The sequence below is a fragment of the Kitasatospora sp. SolWspMP-SS2h genome (assembly GCF_003259315.1).
GTDB lineage: Bacteria > Actinomycetota > Actinomycetes > Streptomycetales > Streptomycetaceae > Kitasatospora > Kitasatospora fiedleri.
Genome location: NZ_QLLT01000004.1, coordinates 229,434 through 249,998, shown reverse-complemented (window position 1 = coordinate 249,998; position 20,565 = coordinate 229,434). Strand labels below are relative to the sequence as shown.

At 75.2% G+C, this 20,565-nt stretch carries 16 protein-coding genes; 9 read left to right on the top strand and 7 right to left on the bottom strand.

Translation table 11 applies throughout. The annotated features are described in order from the left end of the window. The first annotated feature begins 135 nt into the window (after positions 1-135). From K353_RS06985 to K353_RS06970, 4 genes are all read left to right on the top strand, one after another. A complete protein-coding gene (locus tag K353_RS06985) occupies positions 136-1,101 on the top strand; it encodes an alpha/beta fold hydrolase (protein ID WP_111552689.1) in 966 nt (321 codons plus the stop codon). A gap of 219 nt (positions 1,102-1,320) precedes the next feature. After that, complete coding sequence (locus K353_RS06980) at positions 1,321-2,400, top strand: LacI family DNA-binding transcriptional regulator (RefSeq protein ID WP_233533420.1); 1,080 nt, start codon at positions 1,321-1,323, stop codon at positions 2,398-2,400. Between the two features lie 305 nt (positions 2,401-2,705). Next, complete coding sequence (locus K353_RS06975) at positions 2,706-5,516, top strand: cellulose binding domain-containing protein (protein ID WP_111552688.1); 2,811 nt, start codon at positions 2,706-2,708, stop codon at positions 5,514-5,516. Positions 5,517-5,981: 465 nt separating this feature from the next. Next, the gene (locus K353_RS06970) at positions 5,982-6,851 is read left to right on the top strand and encodes a LysR family transcriptional regulator (protein ID WP_158585366.1); all 870 of its coding nucleotides are present in this window, start codon (positions 5,982-5,984) and stop codon (positions 6,849-6,851) included. 107 nt (positions 6,852-6,958) lie between these two features. On the opposite strand, the gene K353_RS06965 is transcribed toward K353_RS06970, so the two are convergent. The 4 genes from K353_RS06965 to K353_RS06950 are packed head-to-tail and all read right to left on the bottom strand — an operon-like array spanning position 6,959 to position 10,614. Then, on the bottom strand, positions 6,959-8,293 hold the full coding sequence (locus tag K353_RS06965; RefSeq protein WP_111552686.1) for an FAD-dependent oxidoreductase: 1,335 nt from the start codon (positions 8,291-8,293) through the stop codon (positions 6,959-6,961). Then, the gene (locus K353_RS06960) at positions 8,290-8,544 is read right to left on the bottom strand and encodes a hypothetical protein (RefSeq protein ID WP_111552685.1); all 255 of its coding nucleotides are present in this window, start codon (positions 8,542-8,544) and stop codon (positions 8,290-8,292) included. Before K353_RS06960 ends, K353_RS06965 begins: the two co-directional genes overlap by 4 nt. Beyond that, positions 8,541-9,149 (bottom strand): VOC family protein, encoded by a 609-nt coding sequence (locus K353_RS06955; RefSeq protein WP_199528017.1) that lies wholly within the window; start codon positions 9,147-9,149, stop codon positions 8,541-8,543. Before K353_RS06955 ends, K353_RS06960 begins: the two co-directional genes overlap by 4 nt. A gap of 52 nt (positions 9,150-9,201) precedes the next feature. Continuing rightward, on the bottom strand, positions 9,202-10,614 hold the full coding sequence (locus tag K353_RS06950; protein WP_111552684.1) for an MFS transporter: 1,413 nt from the start codon (positions 10,612-10,614) through the stop codon (positions 9,202-9,204). Positions 10,615-10,784: 170 nt separating this feature from the next. On the opposite strand from K353_RS06950, the gene K353_RS06945 reads away from it, so the two are divergent. Next, the gene (locus tag K353_RS06945) at positions 10,785-11,660 is read left to right on the top strand and encodes a LysR family transcriptional regulator (RefSeq protein ID WP_111552683.1); all 876 of its coding nucleotides are present in this window, start codon (positions 10,785-10,787) and stop codon (positions 11,658-11,660) included. 119 nt (positions 11,661-11,779) lie between these two features. Here K353_RS06945 and K353_RS06940 read toward each other — a convergent pair whose 3' ends face one another. Next, entirely contained in the window at positions 11,780-13,534 is a 1,755-nt protein-coding gene (locus K353_RS06940) for an AMP-binding protein (RefSeq protein ID WP_158585365.1), read from the bottom strand. A gap of 685 nt (positions 13,535-14,219) precedes the next feature. Between K353_RS06940 and K353_RS06935 the strand changes: the two genes are divergently transcribed. From K353_RS06935 to K353_RS06920, 4 genes are all read left to right on the top strand, one after another. Then, positions 14,220-14,948: a hypothetical protein gene (locus K353_RS06935; RefSeq protein ID WP_111552681.1), complete on the top strand. Its 729-nt coding sequence runs from the start codon at positions 14,220-14,222 to the stop codon at positions 14,946-14,948. Between the two features lie 228 nt (positions 14,949-15,176). Then, positions 15,177-15,821 carry an O-methyltransferase gene (locus K353_RS06930; protein ID WP_111552792.1) on the top strand — a complete coding sequence of 215 codons (645 nt, stop codon included), beginning with the start codon at positions 15,177-15,179 and terminating at the stop codon, positions 15,819-15,821. A 38-nt stretch (positions 15,822-15,859) separates the two neighbouring features. After that, positions 15,860-17,098 (top strand): 3-deoxy-7-phosphoheptulonate synthase, encoded by a 1,239-nt coding sequence (locus K353_RS06925; protein WP_199528028.1) that lies wholly within the window; start codon positions 15,860-15,862, stop codon positions 17,096-17,098. Positions 17,099-17,191: 93 nt separating this feature from the next. After that, positions 17,192-17,548, top strand: coding sequence for a putative quinol monooxygenase (locus K353_RS06920; RefSeq protein WP_100835050.1), 357 nt, complete (start codon positions 17,192-17,194; stop codon positions 17,546-17,548). 62 nt (positions 17,549-17,610) lie between these two features. Here K353_RS06920 and K353_RS06915 read toward each other — a convergent pair whose 3' ends face one another. Then, positions 17,611-18,630 carry an LLM class flavin-dependent oxidoreductase gene (locus tag K353_RS06915; protein ID WP_111552680.1) on the bottom strand — a complete coding sequence of 340 codons (1,020 nt, stop codon included), beginning with the start codon at positions 18,628-18,630 and terminating at the stop codon, positions 17,611-17,613. A 414-nt stretch (positions 18,631-19,044) separates the two neighbouring features. Then, positions 19,045-20,493: an NAD(P)/FAD-dependent oxidoreductase gene (locus tag K353_RS06910; protein WP_111552679.1), complete on the bottom strand. Its 1,449-nt coding sequence runs from the start codon at positions 20,491-20,493 to the stop codon at positions 19,045-19,047. Positions 20,494-20,565: the final 72 nt, after the last annotated feature.

The window sequence follows — 20,565 nt, the reverse complement described above, 5'->3', positions numbered from 1 at the left end:
GCGCGGACGGCGGGGGCGGGCGTTCGCCGGTCCGGCCGCCGATCCGTTTGCTGATCGGTTGCTGATCGGCGTCGCCGAGGCTGGTGCGGTCGGTTCCCGATCCGGGGAACCCGGTCCGAGGAAGAGGTCCCTGTCATGACGTCCCTGACATCCGGTGGCACGCCCGGCACGCCCGGCCCCGCAGCAGACCCCGCAGACCCCGCAGGTTTCGAGAGCTCAGAGGGCTCAGAGGGCTTCGAGGGCTTCGAGGACGTCCGGCTGCCGGGTGCGGACGGGGTGGAGCTGGCCGCGTGGGTCGGCGGCAGCGGCAGCCCGGTGGTGCTGCTGCACGGTTTCCCGCAGACCCGCCTGATGTGGCGGCACGTCGCCGGGCGGCTCGCCGCCGAGCACACGGTGATCTGCCCCGACCTGCGGGGCTACGGCGCCAGCGGGAAGCCCGCGGCCACCGGTCCCGAGGTGTACGCGAAGCGCACGATGGCCGCCGACGTGGTGGCGCTGGCGGCGGCGCTCGGCCACCGGCGGTTCGCGCTGGTGGGGCACGACCGGGGCGCGCTGGTCGCCTTCCGCGCCGGGCTGGACCACCCCGGGACGGTCACCCACCTGGGCATCCTCGACGTCGTACCGACCCTCGACATGTGGGACGTCCTGCACGGCACGTCGGCGGCGGTCGGCTACCACCTGTACCTGATGGCCCAGCCGCCCGGCCTGCCGGAGACGATGATCGCCAACAGCGCGGACGCGTTCTTCGGCTCCTTCCTCGACGCCTGGGCGAACGATCCGGCCGCCCTGCCCCCGCGGGTCCGCGCCGCGTACCTCCGCGCGAGCGCCGCCGCGGTCCCCTCGATCGTCGCGGACTACCGCGCCTCCGCGGGCATCGACGTGCTGCACGACCGGGCCGATCTGGACGCCGGTTCGCAGCTGGCCGTGCCCGTCACCGTCGTCCAGCAGGACTGGGGCGCGCGGTTGGGCTACGACGCCGCCGGAGTCTGGCGCGCCTGGGCCCCCGACCTGGACCACCGCCTGACCCGCGCGGGCCACTTCATGGCCGAGGAGTCCCCCGACGAGATCACGGCGGCCGTCCGGGAGCTGCTGGCCCGCTGACTGCCTGCGGTGGTCCCCGGGACCGGATGTTCCGACGGTGCGTCAGGGAGGTTTCGGGCGGCGGACGGTGGGGAGCGGGGCCCGGCTCCGGCGGGGTGGGGAGAAGGTCGTGTCGGAGCTCTTGACGGTCCACCGACCAGGACCCTACGGTGCGGACACCGATGGCCCCGGGCGGGTGGCCATGGGCTCCCCCACCCCGTGCCAGGAAGGGCGACCGCGTTGCCCGTTCACCCGCTCCCCCAGCCGATCGGCGCCGCCCGCCAGCCGGGTCGCGCCGTCCCGTTCCCGATCTCCGGGCCGGACGGGGCGCCGAGCGCGTCCCCCGGTCCGACGCTGGCCCAGGTCGCGGCCCGCGCGGGCGTGTCGAGCGCCACCGCGTCCCGGGTGCTGAACCGGTCCGCGCCGGTGTCCGCCGAGGTCGCCGCCCGCGTCGAGCGCGCGGCCCGCGAGTTGAGCTACGTCCGCCGCCGGGCGCCCGCCGCGGCGGCCCGGGACACCGGGGCGATCGCCGTGGTGGCGTTCGCGGACGTGCTGCGCTTCCACGCCGACCCGTTCCCGGTGCGGCTGCTGGCGGGCGCGCAGCGCGTCGTCCCGGACCGGGAGCTGGTGGTGCTGACGGCGGGCCCCGGGCCGGTCCGGCCGTCGCTGGTGCGCTACCTGTGCGGCGGGCACGTGGACGGCGTGCTGCTGGTCGGGCGGTGGGGCGACCCGGCGCTGCCCGGGCTGGTGCAGGCCGCGGGCGTGCCGGTGGTGTCGCTGGGCCGGCCGCCGCAGTCGCAGCGCCTGGCGCACGTGGACGCCGACAACCTGAGCGGTGCCCGCGCCGCCGTCCACCTGCTGCACCGGGCCGGGCGGCGGCGGATCGCCACCATCGCCGGGCCGCCGGACACCGCCGCGGGCGCCGACCGGCTGGCCGGCTACCGGCGGGCGCTGGCCGACCGGGGCGACCCGGCCCGCTGCGCGGTGGCCTACGGCGACTTCGGGTCGCGCTCCGGCGAGCACGCGATGCTCCGGCTGCTCGACCAGTACCCGGACGTGGACGCGGTGTTCGCCGCCTCGGACGCGATGGCGGTGGGCGCGCTGCGGGCGCTGCGCCGGCTCGGGCGGCGGGTGCCGGACGACGTCGCGGTGGTCGGCTTCGACGACTCCCCGGCCGCCGCGACCTCCCGGCCCGGCCTGACCACCGTCCGCCAGCCGGTGGAGGACCTGGGCGCCCGCGCGGTGGAGCTGCTCCAGGACGCGGCGCCGGGCCGCTCCGTGGTGCTGCCGACCCACCTGGTGGTGCGCCAGTCCTGCTGACCGGGCCCCGTCCGCCGCCCGGTGGCGGCCGTCCGGGCGGCGGGGACGCGTACAGGCCGTCGAACGGCTGCCGGACGGCTGCCGGACGGCTGCCGGACGGCTGTCGGAGGCGGCCCGCCGCAGGTGCGCGCCGCTCCGTCAGGGGCGGTTCCCGGGGCGTCGGTCGGCCCTGGAGCCGATGTAACTTCCACCGCGGGCGCGGCACCGACCTGCGGTTTCGCCCCCGTGCGGGACCCGGCCGCTGTCGGCCGGGCGGACCGGGCGGCTTCTCTGGTCCTCCGCCCCCGTGACCGAGGAGAGCCCCCATGACCCCTGTCCCCCCGGAGCGCCGGGCCGCCTCGCGGCCCCCGGTGCGCGGACGCCGGCCGGTGTCGGCGGTGGTGGCCGCCGTCGCCGCCGTCGCCGCCTGCGCGGCGACCGCGGTGCTGCCCCGGCCGACCGCCGGTGCCGCCGAGCCGACGGGCGCGGCGGCCGTCGGGAGCCAGCCGTACAGCTGGAACAACGTGCAGATCGGCGGTGGCGGGTTCATCCCGGGCATCGTGTTCAACCAGGGGCAGCAGGGCCTGGTGTACGCCCGCACCGACATCGGCGGCGCGTACCGGCAGGACCCGGCCACCAAGCAGTGGATCCCGCTGCTGGACTCGCTGGGCTGGGACGACTGGGGCCTGACCGGGGTGGCCAGCCTGGCCACCGACGCCAGGGACCCGAAGCGGGTGTACGTCGCGGCGGGCACCTACACCAACGGCTGGGACCCGGCGAACGGCGCGATCCTGCGCTCCTCCGACCAGGGCAGGACCTGGCAGCGCACCACCCTGCCGTTCAAGGTCGGCGGCAACATGCCGGGCCGCGGCATGGGCGAGCGCCTCACCATCGACCCGAACAACAGCGCGGTGCTCTGGTTCGGCGCGCCGAGCGGCAAGGGCCTGTGGCGCAGCGCCGACTACGGCGTGACCTGGTCGCAGGTGAAGGCGTTCCCGGTGACCGGCACCTACGCGCCGGACCCGACCGACACCTCGGGCTACCAGAGCGACCCGCTGGGCGTGCTGTGGGAGGTGTTCGACCAGGGCGGCGGCACCGTCAACGGCGTGACGAGGACGGTGTACGTCGGCGTCGCGGACCAGCAGAACAGCGTCTACCGCTCGGACGACGGCGGGACGACCTGGACCAGGATCGGCGGCCAGCCGACCGGCTTCGTCCCGCACAAGGCCGTCCTGGACGCCTCCGGCAACCTGTTCGTCTCGTACTCGGACACCGGCGGCCCGTACGACGGCGCGCACGGCGACGTGTGGAAGTACGCGACGGGCACCGGCGCCTGGACGAACGTCAGCCCGGTGCCGTCCTCGAACAGCAGCGACAACTACTTCGGCTACTCGGGCCTGACCGTCGACCGCCGGCACCCCAATGTGCTGATGGTGACGGGCTACAGCTCGTGGTGGCCGGACACCCGGATCTGGCGCTCGACCGACTCGGGCGCGACCTGGAAGCCGTTCTGGTCGTACGACGGCTACCCGAACCGGGTCGACCGGTACACCATGGACGTCTCCGCGGTGCCGTGGCTGACCTTCCACGCGAACGCCTCCGCGCCGGAGGAGGCCCCGAAGCTCGGCTGGATGACCGAGTCCCTGGAGATCGACCCGTTCGACTCCGACCGGATGCTGTACGGCACCGGCGCGACGCTGTACGGCTCCTCGAACCTGACCGACTTCGACAAGGGCGCCAAGGTCGGCATCGCCCCGGTGGTCAAGGGACTGGAGGAGACTGCGGTCAACGACCTGGTCTCGCCGCCGGCCGGCGCGCCGCTGCTCAGCTCGCTGGGCGACCTCGGCGGGTTCCGGCACGACGACCCGGCGAAGGTCCCGGCGCAGACCTTCGCCCAGCCGAACCTGACCTCCGGCACCTCGATGGACTTCGCCGAGGCCGCGCCGGCCACCATGGTGCGGGTCGGCGAGACCGCGTCCGGTTCGACCGAGAAGCACATCGGCTACTCGACGGACGGCGGCTCCCACTGGTTCGCCGCCTCCGCCGAGCCGGCTGGCGTCACCGGCGGCGGGCAGGTCGCCCTCGCGGCGGACGGCGCGGCCACCGTGTGGAGCCCGAAGGGCACCGGCGTGTACCGCACTTCGGGGACGGGCAGCTCCTGGACGGCCGCCACCGGCATCCCGGCGGGCGCGAGCGTGCAGGCCGACCGGGTCGACCCGAAGACCTTCTACGGCTGGTCCGGCGGCACCTTCTACGTCTCCACCGACGCGGGCGCCACCTTCACCGCGAAGGCGAGCGGCCTGCCCGCCGCGTCGGTGCGCTTCAAGGCCGTCCCGGGCACCAGGGGCGACGTCTGGCTGGCCGGCGGCACCACCGCCACCGGCTACGGCCTGTGGCACTCCACCGACGCCGGCGCGACCTTCGCCCGGCAGCCGGGCGTCGACCAGGCCGACAGCATCGGCTTCGGCAAGGCCGCCCCCGGCCGGACCCACCCGGCGATGTACACCTCCGCGAAGATCGGCGGCGTGCGCGGCCTGTTCCGCTCGGACGACGCGGGCGCGAGCTGGGTCCGGATCAACGACGACGCCCACCAGTGGGGGTGGACCGGCGGCCCGATCACCGGCGACCCGCGGATCTACGGCCGGGTCTACGTCGGCACCAACGGCCGGGGCGTCCTGTACGGCGACACGGCGGGCGGCGTCTCGCCCTCCCCGAGCGCGAGCGCCTCCCCCTCTCCCTCTCCCTCCTCATCGCCGTCCCCCTCCCCGTCGGCGTCGCCGTCGGCGTCCGCCTCGCCGAGCAGCGGCACCTCCTCCTGCGAGGTCGCCTACGCGGTGAGCAGCCAGTGGGGCGGCGGCTTCGGCGCCAACGTGACGGTCACGAACAGGGGCACCGCGCCGGTCAACGGCTGGACGGTGGCGTGGACCTTCCCGAGCGGCCAGAGCGTCACCTCGCTGTGGAACGGCAGTGTCGCGCAGAGCGGCGCGAAGGTGACCGTCACCGACGCGGGCCACAACAGGACGATCGCCCCGGGGAGTTCGGTCTCCTTCGGCTTCAACGGCAGCTGGACCACCGCGAACACCGCCCCCACCGCGTTCACCCTGAACGGCGCCGCGTGCGCCGTGAAGTCCGGCTGACGCACCGGCGGACCGGCCACTCCGCGCCCGGAGCCCGGGGCGTCCCCCTCACGGAGGAGGCGCCCCGGGCTCCGTCGTGCCCGGGCCCGCCCCGCGCACCGGCAGTCCCACTGACGGATTCCGGACGCACCGTTCACAGGAGGCGTGCGATCCGGTCACGTCCCGCTCGCCCCGTTTAATAATCGATCGGGCATGCGAGTATTCAGGAATGGCGGGCACCGCTTCGGGCCCGCCGGCGGGTGGGGCGGCCGTGCCCGGGCGGTGTCCCACCCCTGCCCCGGCCGTCTCTCCCGCCCGCTTCCCGAAGGAGATTCCACCCGAAAACAGGCCCTGCTGACTCCTTCGCGAAACGGCCGCACTGACCGGTTTCCCTGCCCTCCGGGCCACTCGGAAGCCCTTTTCCGTGCCCGGTCCCCCACATGGCCATCGGCGTGGCCGTGTCTACCGAGAAGCAGGTGCGTGAAAGTGTCTTTACGCGACATCGAGGTCAAGTTGCTCCGCGCGCTCGTGGCGATTGTCGACGAAGGCGGATTCGCGTGTGCCGCCCGTTCCCTGCACGTCACCCAGCCGACCATAAGCCAGCAGATCCAGCGGCTGGAATCCATTGTCCAGGCACCGCTGTTCGAACGCACCAGACGCCCGCTGCTGCTGACCCCCGTCGGCCGCGAGGTGCTGGCGCACGCCCGCCGGGTGATCCTGCTCAACAACGAGGTGCTCGGCCGGATATCGACGCTGGGCTCGCTGGACTCGCTCAGCCTGGGCTGTTCGGTCCACTTCGCCGACGGTCTGCGCACGATGCTCAGCGAACTGGCGGTGGAGAGACCGCAGTTGAAGTGCTCGATCGCCACCGGCCTGAGCGCCGCGCTGGCCGACCGGGTCGCCCAGGAGGAGCTGGAGGCGGCGATCCTGCTGGGCATCGAGACGCCGCGCTGCGAGATGCTGGGACGGCTGCGGGTGGCCTGGTACGGGCCGGACTCGCCGCTGCCCGAGGAGCCCGTCCCGGTGGCCCTGGTCAGTGAGCGCTCGGCCCTGAGCCGGCGGATCATCGAGACCCTGGCCGAGCACAACGTCCCCTGGCGGTCGGCCCCCTGGTGCTCGGACCCGCTGGCGGTGCGGGCCTCGGTCCGGGCCGGGCTCGCCTACACCGTGCTGACCGCGAACGTGCACCACACCGACCCCTCGCTGCGTCCGGTGCCGTCCGGCACCCTCTGTCCGGATCCGGAGCCCCTCCCGGTCTACCTCGCCTTCTCCCCCTCCGCCCGCGAACCGGTGATCGGGGCCGCCCGCTCGGCGGCCCGGGCCACGCTCCGGGACGTCCCGCTCGGCCCGCCCTGACCGTGACCGGACGGGCCCCGGCGGGGCGGAGCGGGAACCACCCGCCCCGCCCGTCCCGCCCCCGCCCGGGCGGGCGGAGCAGCGGGACGAGGCGGACGGACGGATCGTCAGTAGTTGTTGCGGGCGGCCCCCTTGGCAGCCAGCTTCGGCCCGTACGGCGCCGAGTCCAGCCAGGCGCCCGCCCGCTGCCCGGCCAGCGCCACCGCGACGGCCATCCGCCGCCGCAGCCGGACCGCGGGCCGCTGCGCCACCATGTGCTCCAGCGCGGTGCTGGCGCAGCCCCGGTTGTACAGCGCCGCCTCCTTGCGCTCGGCGGCGAACCGGGCGATCTGCGCGGTGGCCGCGGCCCGCCCGTCGGCCGACAGCGCGTCGTGCACCGCCTCCACCGCCCGGACCGCGTCCGGGATGCTGGAGTTCATGCCGCGCGCGCCGAACGGGGCGAACAGGTGGGACGCCTCGCCGGTCAGCAGCACCCGGTGGTGGGTGTCGGTGAACTCGGTGGCCACCTGCTGGGCGAACGTGTAGGTCGACACCCAGCTGACCCGCTCCCCGTACGCGGCGGGCATCACCCGGGAGATCCAGCGGCTGAGCCCCTCGGGGGAGACGAAGCGCTCCGGGTCGTCGTCGACCGCCAGGTTGAGGTCGACCCGCCAGCCGCCCGCGAACGGGACGATCAGCACGTTCCGGCCGCCGGCCTTGGGGTGCTTGTAGTGGAAGACCCGCTCGATCGGCACCGGGTGGGCCGGGTCGTCCTTGAGGTCGACCACCACGAAGGTGTTGCGCGAGCGCGGGCCCTCCAGCGGGACGCCGATCGCGTCGCGCAGCGGCGAGCGGGCGCCGTCGGCCGCGATGACGTAGTCGGCCTCCCAGGCCCGCCCGGTGGAGTCGACCAGCCGGACGCCGTCGGGGGTGGTCTCGGCGGACTTCACCTCGACGCCGTGGTGGAACTCGACGCCGTGCTCGCGGCAGGCCGCGGCCATCAGGTCCTCGGTGTCCACCTGGGGCAGGCTGGTGAACGGGGGCAGGCCGTCCTTGGCGAAGCGGGGGTAGGTGCGGGTGTAGACCTCGTGCCCGGCCCAGAAGGAGCGCTTGGTGGCCCACATCACGCCGCGGTCGGCCACCCGCTGCCCGAGCCCGGGGCTGAGCCGCTCCAGTTCGCGCAGCGAGGCGCCGTGGACGTACGCGGCGCGGCTGCCGGGCCGGACGGTCTCGGCGGTGCGCCGTTCCAGGACGACGGCGGGCATCCCGGCGGCGCGCAGCGCGAGCGCCGCGGCGAGCCCGGCCGGGCCCGCGCCGACCACCAGGACGGGGTGGCGGGTGGTGCGGCGGTCGGCGGCGCGGTCCACGGGGTGCTCCTGACTGCTCGTCGGCCCGTCCCCGGCCGGCCGGTCGCCGACCGGCTCGCTGCCCGTCGGCCGGCTGCTCGTCGGCTCGCTGCTCATCGGCCCTCCCCCGTCAGGTGGAGCGTGTCGGAGGTGAAGAGGACGATGCGGCCGGCGAGGCCGCCGGTCAGGGCGGCGTGCCAGAGCGCGGTGCGGATGCCGGTGCCCTCGCGGCGCAGCAGCACCTCGTCGGTGGGCGAGGTCAGTTCGAGGTAGTCGCCGGTGGACCGGGCGTCCATGCCCGCCTGGCGGGCGGCGGCGACCACCGGTTCGAACTCCGGCACGTCGAGTACGTACAGGGCGAGCGTCATGGCGCGGGCACCTCCAGGTTCTTCCGGATGAGTTCCGCCTTGCGCTGCCACATCGCCTGCACCGAGGGCCGGGGCGCGCCCGTGACGTCGATCAGCGCCTGGAGCGTCAGTTCGGCGTCGCGGGCGTCGATCCCCGACATCTCGCGCAGCGGCCGGGTGATCTCCAGCTGGAGACCGTTGGGGTCGTCGAAGTAGATCGACTCGATCAGCTCGTGGGCGAGCGGCGTGGTGACCCGCACTCCGTGGGCCTTCAACCGGTCGCGCCAGGCCAGCAGTTCCTCCTCGGTCTCGACGTGGAAGGCGACGTGCCGCGAGCGGTGCATGAGGTCGCTGGGGGGCGCCTCCTCGGGCAGGCCGAAGTAGTAGAAGAACGCGATCCGGTTGCCCCGGCCCATGTCGAAGAAGAAGTGCACGAAGTCCGGGTAGTCGTCGGTGACCCACCCGGTGGCCGTGATGGCGTGCACCAGCGGCATGCCGAGGGCCCGGGTGTAGAACTCGTACGTCTCGCGCGGCCGCCAGGTGACGAAGGCCAGGTGGTCGACCCCGTCGACGCTCAGCCCCTGGGACGGGGCCGGCGGCCGGATGGGCGGTGGTGCGGTAGCCAATGTTCCTCCTGGAGACGGGTAGGGCGGAACCGGGCGCGCGCTCGGGGGTGGGTCAGGACTTGGCGGGTGCCTTTCCGCGCAGTCCGGTACTGGTGACGACGGCCCCGAGCAGCAGGACCAGTCCGCCCACGATCAGCGCCCAACGGGTGCCGTCGGCGCTGGACGAGGACAGGTTGAGGATCACGCCGAGGACGGCGACGCCGAGCGAGGCGCCGACCTGGCGGGCCGAGTTGAGGACGCCGGCGCCCATGCCGGCGAACTCGGCGGGGACGGTGCTCGCCATGCCGGCGACCAGCGCGGGCAGGGCGAAGGAGACGCCGAAGCCGAAGGCCAGCAGGCCCACCACGGTCGCCACCAGGGCGAGCGCCGAGTCGTCGGTGAACGGCGCCTGGAGCAGCGCGCCGACGCCCATCAGGCTGAAACCGATGGTGGCGGGCTTGCGCGGCCCGATCCGGCCGACCAGGCGGCCGGTGTAGATCGGGTTGAAGGCGGTCGGCAGGGTCAGCGGCAGGAAGACCAGGCCGGCGACGACCGGGGAGTAGCCGCGGCCGTCCTGGAAGAACAGCGACAGCACGAACAGCAGGCCGGAGAGGCCGAAGTTGGCCAGCAGGCCCGCCGCGACCGCGGGCGAGAAGCCCGGGCTGCGGAACATCCGCAGCGGGACCATGGCCGCGTCCCCGGCCCGCAGCTCGGCGGCGAGGAAGACGATCGCGCCGAGCACGGTGAGCCCGAAGGCGACCAGCACCCCGGGGGCGCCCCAGCCCTTGTCCGGGCCCTCGATCAGCGCGTACACCAGGGCCGCCAGGGCGACCACGGAGCTGATCTGGCCGGGCAGGTCGAGGCCGCTGCGCTGCTTGCGGGCGGTCTCCGGGGCCAGCCGGAGCGTGATGACCAGGCTGATCACCGCCAGCGGCACGTTGATCAGGAAGATCGCACGCCAGCCGACGGTGTCGGTCAGCACGCCGCCGACCACCGGTCCGGCGGCCAGCGCCGCGCCGGTGATCGCGGCCCAGGAGCCCACCGCCCGGGCCCGCAGCGCGGGGTCGGTGTAGGCGTTGGTGATCACCGCGAGCGAGGAGGGCAGCAGCAGCGCGCCCGCCGCGCCCAGCGCCAGCCGCAGCGCGACCAGCACCGGCAGGGTGGTGGCCAGCGCCGAGACGCCGGACAGCACGCCGAACGCGACCAGGCCCCAGACGAAGACCCGGCGCCCGCCGAAGCGGTCGGAGAGCCAGCCCGCGGTGAGCAGCAGGGCGGCGAAGGTGATGGTGTAGCCGTTGGTGACCCACTGGAGGCCGCTCAGGCCCACGTGGAGGTAGTCGGCCATCGCCGGCAGGGCCACCGAGACGATGGTCATGTCCAGCAGCACCATGAAGTAGCCGAGCGAGAGCCCGATCAGCAGGGTGCGGGGTGGTCCTTGGGGGCCGGTGGGAGTGACGGCGGCCTGGACGCCGGCCTGGGTAGCCATGTGTGCTCCTCGTTCAAGAATGGCATGCCTCGCCCCCGGATCATCGGTTGGTCGGAGGCGGGAAGTGCCATTCTTCCGGACCCGGAAGGGGAGTTGACGGTACTGACGACGGGAATGGCCTATGGATACAATCGGCCCAGCCGATAGATCGTCAGAGGGGTACCGCCATCATGGAGTTACGACACCTTCGCACGTTCGAGGTGGTCGCCCGGACGCTCAGCGTGACACAGGCGGCGCGCGAGTTGCACTACGCCCAGTCCAGCGTGAGCGATCAGATCCAGTCATTGGAGCGCGAGTTGGGCGTCGAACTGATCAACCGCTCGCAGCGCAGGATCCGGCTGACCCCGCAGGGCGAGGTGCTCTCCTCCTACACCGACCGGATCCTCAAGCTGATCGAGGAGGCCCGGTTCGCGGTCTCCCGGCCCACCACGGAACTGGCCCTCGGCGCCCTGGAAACCCTGGGCCTGTACCTGCTGCCCGAGGTGCTCTCGTACTACCGCGAGCTGTACCCGCAGACCAGGGTCCGGGTCTCCCAGTTCAACCGCGGCGAGCTCTACCAGTCGGTGCGCCGCGGCGACCTCGACCTCTGCCTGACCTTCGGCACGCCGCCGGAGGACAGCGGCCTGCGCGCGGAGACGCTGGCCGAGGAACCCCTGGTGATCATCGTGCCGCCCGGGCACCCGCTGGCCGCCCGCGGCCGGGCCGACCTGGCGGAGCTGGCCGCCGAGCCGTTCCTGGCCACCCAGCAGGGCTGCGGGTTCCGGGAGATGTACGACGGCGCGTTCGGGGGCGCCGGCGGCAAGGAGCCGGTCGCCGAGGTGGACAGCATCGGCACGCTCGGCGCCTGCGTCTCGGCCGGGATGGGCTGCGCGCTGCTGCCGCTGGTCTCGGTCCGCAACCAGGCCGACCGGGGCGAGGTGGCGGTGGTGGAGATCGGCGGCAGCGAACTGCGCACGGCGATCACCATGACCTGGCTGGACCGCAACTCGGCCAACCCGAGCCTGATCGGCTTCCAGACCGCGATCCGCAAGCAGCTGGCGGGCTGAGCGCGGGCCGTTCGCGGAGCCGTCCGCCGAGCCCCTGGTGGAGCCGGTCCCGGAGCCGTCCGCCGGACGGGCGGCCGGGCGGACGGCCGGGAGGCTGACGGGGAGGCGGGTCCGGGGGCTCATCGGGCCGTGTCCAGGTCCGCCCGCCGCTGCCCGTCCCGGGGGCGGGGCACGAACGGGGCCGCCGGGGCCGACGGCTGCACGGGGAGCGGCGGGACCGGCGGGACCGGCGGCTGCGCGGGGTCCGCCGCGGGCAGCGGGTCCAGCGGGATCTCCTTCAGCCGGGCCCGGGCGATCTTGCCGGTGACGGTGGTCGGCAGCCGGTCGACCACGACCAGCTGCTCGGGCAGCTTGTAGGTGGCCAGGCCCTTGCCGGACAGGTGCCCGGTCACCTCGTCGAGGGTCAGCCGGGCGCCCTCGCGCAGGGCGACCAGCAGGCAGGAGCGCTGGCCCAGCCGCGGGTCGGGCCGCGCCACCACCGCGTGCTGGGCCAACTGCGGCAGGTCGTTGAGGAGTTCCTCCACCTCCAGGGCGCTGAACTTGAGCCCGCCCCGGTTGATCAGTTCGTCGCCGCGCCCCCGGTAGCCGACCGAGCCGTCGGGGTGCAGGGCGGCCAGGTCGCCGGAGCGCAGCCAGCCGTCCGCCGTGAACGCGGCCCGGGTCAGCTCCGGCGCGTGCAGGTAGCCGCGGAACAGGTACGGGCTGCGGTACTGGAGCTCCCCGGTCTCGCCGGGGGCGGCCGGGACGCCCGCGGCGTCCACCACCCGGACCTCGCCGCCGGACACCGGGCGGCCGATGGTCGCGGCGGCCTCGGGCGGGTCGCCGGGGCGGGTGAAGGTGCCCGCGCCCACCTCGGTCATCCCCCACTGGACGATCAGCCGGGCGCCCAGCCGTCGGCGCACGCCCTCGGCGAGTTCCCGGGGCACCGGCGCGCCGCCGGTGCGGACCTCCCGCAGCCCGGCCACCGGACGCTCCGGACCAGCCGCCGCTTCCTGCTCCAACAGGGCCATCAGGTCCCGCAGTTGGGCCGGTACGGCGAACGCGGCGGTAGCGCCGGCGGTGCGCAGCGCGGCCAGGAAGCGGCGCGGCTCCCAGCTCTCGAAGAGCCCGACCGCGCCCGCGCCGACCAGCGCCAGGTGCACCGAGAGCATGCCGAAGGCGTGGCTGAGCGGGCTGGCCGAGACCACGGTGTCCCCGGCGCCGAGGCCGCCGTCGGCCGCCACGGCCGCGGCGTTGCCGAGCAGCCCGGCGTGGCTGTGGACGCAGAGCTTGGGGCGCCGGGAGGTGGTCCCGGAGGAGGCGAGCAGCATCAGCGGCGCGTCCGGGTCGCGCGGGGGCCCGGGCAGGTCGCCGGTCGACTCCGGCGCCCCGTCCAGGAGTTCGGCCGAGCTGCGCAGCCCGTCCGGGCCGTCCGCCGGCCGGGGCGCGGCGCCGCCGGAGACCCAGACCTCCCGCAGTGCGGGGAGGTGCTCGCGCAGGGCGCGGATCTCCGCGGTCCGGTCCCGGCCGCGGTAGGAGTCCCGGGCCACCAGCGCGCTCGCCCGGGACTGTTCGAGCAGCGAGCGGACCTCGTGCGCGCCGTACCCGGAGTGCAGCGGCAGCAGCAGGACGCCGAGCCGGGCGGTGGCCGCGTGCAGGACCACCAGCTCCCAGCCGTTGGGCAGTTGGGCCGCCAGTACCTCGCCGGCCCGCAGTCCCCGCCGGTGCAGGGCGGCGGCGGTCCGTTCGGCCTGGCGCAGGCAGTCCTGCCAGCTGTACCAGCGGTCGCCGTCCAGGACGGCCGGCCCCGGGCGGCGGGCGGCCCGCTCCAGGGCTTCGCCGAAGGTGCGGGAGACCGGGGAGACCGTTGTCGATTCCTCGGGGGGAGCTTTCACGGAGGTCCTCCATCGGCGTCGGCGCAAACATCCGGTGCTTTCCGACCGGGATTCTGCTCATGCCGCCGACCGCCCGTCCAGGGCGCCCCGATAAGGGATTCCAATTCGCCCGGACCGGTCGGTCCGAATAAGGAGCCCTTATATCCGGACCGCCCGGGCGGTGGCACCCGCCGCGGTCCGGCGGATTCGTCCCGGAAGCTTCGGCCGTGCCGATGTGATCCATCGGCGGCAGCGGTCGAAGGGCCCCGGCGGTGCCCAAAAGGGGCACGGACCAGGCGGCATGCGTTAAGAACAATCAATCGGGGGGCGCGGGCCGGCGGCTTCCGGAGGGTCCCGGGGTGGGGGCGCAACACGCCGGTAAACCGTTCGGCCGGGCCGATGGATGCCATCGAGAAAACCGAATCCGCCCGTTTGCCCAGGCCACGGGGCCGGACCGGTGGGAATCAGGCCACTTCGGACGGCCGTTCCGGCCCGATCGGCCCTGGAAAGGCTTGCCGAACGGTCCGCGGCCACTACAGAATTCCGGTCGTCCCCGTTGCAGGAGGTATCGATGTCGATTGCACGACGTTTCGAGAAAGCGAATGCAGAGCCGGGGTCGGTCCACGGAATTCCGGAGACCGGTGGCTTTTCCGGGGCCGGGACGCGCCCCGGGTCCGAGGTCTTCTCGGCGGCCGGGCTGCGCCAGTTGGACGACGTCGTCCGCAGCGCCCGGCTCGCCTCCGCGGCGGTCGCCTCGTCCCTGCTGGCCCCCGTCCCGGCCGGCGGCGACGCCGCCGCGCTGACCGAGCAGCACTGCGTGTTCGACCACTGCGGCCTGCTGCTGTTCCCCCGCACCCTGGACGAGGGCCTGCGCGGGCTCCAGCAGCTCGGCCTCGCGCCGTCGCCCGTGGTGCCCAGCACGGTGGTGCGCCGCCGGCTGGCCGAGCGCCACGGGCTCGACCCGGCCGACTGCGACGTCCGGATCACCCGGCTGCGGCTCGGCCTGCCCAGCGGGCGCCGCCACGCCGCCGTGGAGGTGTTCCTCTTCCCGCGCGACAGCCGGGCGTACGCCCCGCAGGTCGAGGAGGCCGAGGTGGTCAACGGCTTCGAGCAGCACACCGCGTTCGTGGTGGCCCGCCCCAGCACCGGGCTGCTGACCCGGCTGGTCGCCTCCTGGCGGGTCGAGGCCGGGCTGCTCACCGAGGGCGGCGGGCACAACCCCCACGAGGGCGGCCCCGACGGCTCGACCGTCATGTACTTCGTCCGCGAGCACGACCACCCGGGGCTGCGCCGCCGGTTCGAGCTGCACTGTCCCGGCGACCTGACCGCGTTCATCGCCGGACTGCCCGAACAGACCGCGGCGGTCCGGCACGCCTACGCCGCCTGGCACCCCGTCGACCCGGTGCTCGCCGCGCCGCCGGCCCGCTCCGTCTGAGACCTGACCGCACCGCCCCGCACTGTCCCGCACCACCCCGCACCACCCCGCACCGCGCCGTCCCGGCCGGGCCGGGCCGGACCGCTCAGCCGGCTCGACCCGCTCAGCCCGCTCCGCCCACCGCCCCACCTCACTCGGGAGAATCCTGTGCTGCGCAACGACACACTCACCCCCCGAGGCGTGGCCCTCACGCCCGAGCTGCACGACTACCTCCTGGCCCAGGGCCGGATGACGCCGGACCCGCTGCTGGCCGAGCTGATCGAGCGGACCCACGCGGCGATCCCCGACCAGGCGCACATGTCCGTCGCCCCCGAGGAGGGCGCGCTGCTGACCTTCCTGGTCCGGCTGCTGGGCGCCCGCCGGATCGTCGAGGTCGGCACCTTCACCGGCTACTCCTCGCTCTGCCTGGCCCGCGGCCTGCCCGCCGACGGCTCGCTGATCACCTTCGACGTCTCGGCCGAGTGGACCGAGCTGGCCCGCGAGTTCTGGGTCCGCGACGGCGTCGCCGACCGGATCGAGCTGCGGCTGGGCGACGCGCTGGAGACGCTGCGCGCGCTGCCCGCCGAGCCGCACCTGGACCTGGCCTTCATCGACGCGGACAAGCCCGGCTACGTCGGCTACTGGGAGGAGCTGGTGCCCCGGCTGCGCCCCGGCGGCCTGCTGCTGGTCGACAACACGCTGTTCAGCGGCCAGGTGATCGACGAGGACCCGGGCCCCAAGCCGGCCGCCGTCCGCGCGTTCAACGAGCACGCCCGGCGCGACGAGCGGGTCGAACTGGTCATGCTGCCGATCGCCGACGGGCTCACCGCGGCCCGGCGGCTGGCCCCCGGCGAGCGCGCCTCCCGCGGCCCGTGGAACGAGGGCCCGCGGTGACCGGCACCGCCCGCCCCGGCCACCCGCCGCAGCACCTGCTGCCCGCCGAGCGGCCGTTCACCGACCTCGACGAGGAGTGGACCCGGCAGGCCGCCACCGCCGAACAGCAGCCCGACTGGAGCGACCCCGTCCGGGCCGCCGCCGCCCGCGCCGAACTGGCCCGGCTGCCCGGCCTGGTCACCTGGGCCGAGGTCCGCCACCTGCGGACCCTGCTCGCGGAGGCCGCGGCCGGCCAGTACCAGGTCGTCCAGGCCGGGGACTGCGCGGAGGACCCGCAGGAGTGCGAGCCCGCCACCGTGGTCCGCAAGGCCGCGCTGCTGGACGCGCTGGCGGGCGTGATGACCACCGGCACCGGCCGGCCGGTGCTGCGGATCGGCCGGATCGCCGGGCAGTTCGCCAAGCCGCGCAGCGCCCCGACCGAGACCGTCGACGGCATCGAACTGCCGGTCTACCGCGGCCACCTGGTGAACGCACCGGAGCCCACCGCGGCCGCCCGGCGGGCCGACCCGGGGCGGATGGTCGACTGCTACCACGCGGCCCGCTCCGCCGTGGCCTGCCTGCGCCAGCGCGGCGGCGCCTGGGGGCTGCCCGCCGGGGCCCCGGTGTGGACCAGCCACGAGGCGCTGGTCCTGGACTACGAGCTGCCGCTGCTGCGCCGGACCGCCACCGACGACATCCTGCTGACCTCCACCCACCTGCCGTGGATCGGCGAGCGGACCAGGAACCCGGACGGCCCGCACGCGATGATGCTGGCCCAGGTCGCCAACCCGGTCGCCTGCAAGATCGGGCCGACCACCCGCCCGCAGGACCTGCTCGCGCTCTGCGACCGCCTGGACCCCGGCCGCGAACCGGGCCGGCTGACGCTGATCGTCCGGATGGGCGCGGCCGCGGTGGCCGCCGCGCTGCCGCCGCTGGTGGCCGCCGTCCAGCGGGCCGGGCACCGGGTGGTGTGGCTGTGCGACCCGATGCACGGCAACACCGTCAAGGCGCCCAACGGGGTCAAGGTCCGCTCGGTGCGGACGCTGGTCGCCGAGGTGCACGCCTTCCAGGAGGCGGTCGCCGCGGCCGGCGGCATCCCGGCGGGCCTGCACCTGGAGACCACCCCGCACGAGGTCGCCGAGTGCGTCTGGGCCGACCCGGCGGAGCTCGGCACCGGGCCCGGCACCGCGCCGTCCGGCACCGCCTCGCACTGCGACCCCCGCCTCAACCCGGCCCAGGCCGTCGAGGTGGCCCGCGCCTGGGCGGGCCCGCCCGGGCCGCTCACCGCCCACCGGTGACCGCCGGTGCCCCCGGTGACCTCCGATGTCCACCACCGCCCACCACTGTCCACCAGTGAATGAACCGAACCCCAGGGAAAGGGAACGATCCTGATGAGTGAGACCATCCTGCGCACCGACGACGGCGCCATCTTCATGATCAACGTCTTCGACGTCGAGCCGGAGAACCAGAAGGAACTCGCCGAGGTGATGAGCGAGGGCGCCGAGAAGTACATCCGCAACCGGCCGGGCTGCCTGTCGGTGAACATCCTCACCAGCCGCGACGGCAAGCGGCTGCTCTACGTCGCGCAGTGGAGCCACAAGGACGGCATCAAGGCCGCCATGGGCGACCCCGACATCCAGCGGGTCCGGGACCGCGCGGCCGAGCTGGCCAAGCCGGACCCGCACGCCTACACCGTCTACTCCCTGCACCACCCGGACCCGGCCCCGGCCGACGCCGAGCAGGGCTGACCCCGGACCGGCCCCGGCCCAGGCCCCGGACCGAGCCCGGCCGCCCGGCCCGCTGACCCCCGTCAGCGGGCCGGGCGCCAGCCGAGCAGCGGGCCGAGCCGGGTGGCGAGGTCGGTGAGGATCTGGGTGTAGTCCTCCGGCGCGAAGGTGAACGGGAGCGCGAACGCGACCTCGTCGCTCTCCCGGAACGCGGCGTGCGCGTACAGCCGCTCGGCGAGCTGCTCGCTGGTGCCGACCAGGTCGGGGGCGAACAGCAGCCGGCCGGGGCCCTGCGGGGCGCGGGTGCGGGCGAGCCGGGACGCGGCGTACGCCTCGTACTTGGCGCGCTGCTCGGGGGTGGCGCCGTCGGTGGGGACGACCACCAGCCCGTGCGAGACCCGGGCCCCCTCGCCCGCGGGGTGGGCGGCGCGGAACGCCCGGATCAGGGCGAGCTGGTTGGCCTCGAAGTCCTCGCCCTCCTCGGCCCGCACCACGCTGCTGGTGAGCAGGTTCAGCCCGTGCTCGCCGGCCCAGCGCACCGAGCGCAGGCTGCCGCCGCCGTACCAGACCCGCCCGGCCAGGCCGGGCACGTGCGGCTGGACGCGCTCGGAGTACGCCTCGATGCCCTCCGTGCCGCGGAAGCTGCTGGCCCGCTCCCCGCGCAGCAGGCCGAGCAGCCGCTCGACCCGCCCGTAGCCGAAGTCCTCGCGGTCGGCGGTGTCCGGGTACAGCGCGTCCTTGACCTCCTCGTAGTGGATCGGCACGCCGACGCTGACCCCGGGGTTGAGCCGTCCGCCGGACAGCACGTCGACCGTCGCCAGGTCCTCCGCGTAGCGCAGCGGGTTCTCCCAGCCGAGCGGGGTGACGGCGGTGCCGAGGGCGATCCGGCGGGTGCGCTGGCTGGCGGCGGCGAGCACCGCCAGCGGCGAGGAGATGCCGTACTGGAGGTGCCGGTGGCGCAACCAGGCGCTGTCGAAGCCGAGTCGCTCGCCGAGTTCGATCAGCCGCAGGGTGGCCTCGTGGCCGCCCGCCGGGTCGTGCTCGTCGAACAGGCCGATGGTCAGGAATCCCAGCGAACGCAGCGGCCGGTCGGGGGTGGGCACCGGGTTCCTCCTCGGTCCGTTCGGTCTCCGTCCCGCCACGCTCACACACCGGGACCGGGATGATCAACCGTCGGCCGGGATTGTGACCCGGCGCCACACTCCCGCAACACCACCGGTCCCCCGTTCCGCCCCGGCCCGCCGTCCGGCCCGGCTACGGTGGCCACTGCCACCGGACGCGCCGGACGCCGGGTGCTCCGGGAGGGACGACGATGTTCGCCAGGGTGTTCCCCGTGTCCGCCGTCCCCGTGTCCGCCGGTCCGCTCCCCCGCGGGCGGCGCGCCCTGCTGGTGGCGGCCGTGGCGGGCTGCGGCAGCCCGGATGCCGCGGCCCCGACCTCCGCCGCCTCCCCCGCCGCCTCCGTTCCCGGCTCGGTCGGCGTCACCGCCAGCGACGACCCGTCCGCGCCCGGGCCGGTCAGCCCCGGTAGGTCTCCAGGAGTCGGAGCCAGACCTCGCTGATGGTCGGGTAGGCGGGCACGGCGTGCCAGAGCCGGGCGAGCGGGACCTCGCCGGCGACGGCGACGGTCGCGGAGTGCAGGAGTTCGGCGACGCCGGGCCCGACGAAGGTGACGCCGACCAGGACCTCGCGGTCGAGGTCGACGACGGCCCGGGCCCGGCCCCGGTAGCCGTCGGCGTAGAGGGCGGCGCCGGAGACGCTGCCGAGGTCGTAGTCGACGGCGCGCACCCGCAGCCCGGCGTCCCGGGCCTCCTGGAGGGTGCGGCCGACGGCGGCGACCTCGGGGTCGGCGAAGACCACCTGCGGGACGGCGGCGTGGTCGGCGGTGGCCACCGAGCGGCCCCAGGGGGCGAGGTCGAGGGGGCGGCCGGCGGCCCGGTCGGCGATCGCGCCGCCGAAGACCCGGCCCTGGTACTTGCCCTGGTGGGTGAGGAGCGCGCGGTGGTTGACGTCGCCCGCGGCGTACAGCCAGCCGGCCGGGACGCCGGTGGCGCGGCCGGTGTCGTCGGTCTCGATCCAGCCGCCGGGTTCGAGCCCGACGGTGTCGAGGCCGAGGTCGGCGGTGGCGGGGCGGCGGCCGGTCGCGAACAGGACCTCGTCGGCGGGCAGCCGGGTGCCGTCGGACAGGTCGAGGGCGAGCGCGCCGGCCCCGGCGGACTCGCGGTGCACGGCGGTGACCGAGACGCCGAGCCGGACGTCCACCCCGGCGGCCCGCAGGCCGTCGGCGACCAGCTGCCCGGCGAAGTCCTCGGTGCGGTCCAGCAGCCCCCCGCCGCGCACCAGGAGGGTCACCTCGCTGCCCAGCGCCCGCCAGGCGGTGGCCATCTCGACCGCGACGACGCCGCCGCCGACCACCGCGAGCCGCCCGGGCACCTCCTGCGCGGAGGTGGCCTCCCGGCTGGTCCAGACCCGGGCCCCGGCCAGCCCCGGCAGGTCGGGCAGGGCGGCCCGGGTGCCGGTGCACACGGCGACGGCGTGCCGGGCGGTCAGGGTGCGCCGCCCGCCGCCGGGCGTGTCCACGGTGACCCGCCGTTCGCCGTCCAGCCGCCCGTGCCCGCGGACCAGGTCGATCCCGGCCGAGGCCAGCCACTCCACCTGCCCCTCGTCGTGCCAATGCGAGGCGAACCCGTCCCGGCGCGCCAGCACCGCCGCCGCGTCCAGCCGTCCCGCGGCGGCCTCCCGGCTGCCCGCCACCCGCCGGGCGTCGGCGAGCGCCGCGACCGGGCGCAGCAGCGCCTTGCTCGGCATGCACGCCCAGTACGAGCACTCGCCGCCCACCAGTTCGCTCTCCACCAGGGCCACGCTCAGCCCTCCGGCGCGCGCCCGGTCCGCCAGGTTCTCCCCGGTCGGCCCGCCCCCGATCACCACCAGGTCGTAGTCGTCACGCCCGCCGCCCTCGGCACCCATCCGCGTCCACCCACCCTCTCCGACTCGTCCGCCGCCCGGTGACGGCACCTCAGCCCCATCGTGCACCACACC